The 1,096-nt window shown below is 64.9% G+C and carries 1 protein-coding gene; it reads right to left on the bottom strand.

The window, feature by feature from the left end; genetic code table 11:
* The coding region (locus SKC41_RS31725; RefSeq protein WP_330981554.1) for an IS481 family transposase at window positions 1-978 on the bottom strand (978 nt) is incomplete at its 3' end.
* Window positions 979-1,096 lie beyond the last annotated feature (118 nt).

A 1,096-nucleotide genomic window follows, 5' to 3' on the forward strand; every position in this document is an offset into this window, starting at 1 on the left:
GGTGACGCCGGTGGTGAGTCGTGATGCTGGTGGTTGGCCGTCGGCGGCAGAGTGTGGTCGATGGTAGTTGAAGTGGATGTTCCAGACCTTGAGTGCTTCGGCGCGCTGGGCTTCTGAGGTCCAGGTGCGGGCGTAGAGGAATTCCTCAGCCAGGATGCGGTGATATCTCTCCACCTTGCCGTTGTGACGCGGGGTGTAGGGCGTGATGCGCTGGTGGCGTGCGCCATGCAGGACGCGAGCGAAGTCCTTGGCGCGGTAGCAAGAGCCGTTATCGGTGACGATCCGTTGGATGCGGTCAATCCCGTGCGCAGCGAACCAGACCCGGGCCCGGTGCATGAACCCGATTGCCGTGATGGCCTTTTCATCGGTGAGTGCTTCGGTGTAAGTCAACCGGGAGTAGCCATCCACGGCGGAATGCAGATACACATAACCGGCTCGCTTGCCTGCTGCGGTGGCCACCGCCACGGCTTTGGCCTGGGCGCTGCCCTTGCCGTGCACCCGCCACCCACCGCCGTCGGGGATGCGGCCGACCTTCTTGACGTCGACGTGCACCATGTGTCCGGGGTGGCGGGCGGTGATGGGTTGCGGTACCCGGTTCAGATCCCCGCCGGGATCGAGGAACCTGCGCCGATGCAAACCCAGCGCAACCAACTGCCGGCTCACGGTGCGCCGGCTGATCACGATGCCGCCCGCGTTCAGTTCGAAGGCGATCCGCGCCGCAGACCACTTGCGGCTCCGGCGCATCGCCTCGATCACCCTGATGACCTCGGCCGGGGTCGCCGTGGGCTGGCGCGCCGGAGCCGATGAGCGGTCGTATAGGCCCAACTCGCCGAACTGCCGGAACCGATTGACCCACTTGGAAGCACACGCCCGTGAGATCCCCATCTCGGCAGCCACATGGGCAATGGGACGGTTGGCGCAGCGCGCAACCAGACGACGACGGCCTTCAACAGACAGCGGGGCATTACCGTGAGTCATGGACGGGTTCCTTCAGGCTCAGGACGAGGGGTTTGGCGATTTCTCATCCTGCCGCCGAAGGACCCGTCCTCCTCACATCCCGACCATGTCGGCGTCTACAACGTCATGACCCGCAACA

Origin of the sequence: Mycobacterium sp. 050128, assembly GCF_036409155.1 — a bacterium.
Taxonomy (GTDB): domain Bacteria; phylum Actinomycetota; class Actinomycetes; order Mycobacteriales; family Mycobacteriaceae; genus Mycobacterium.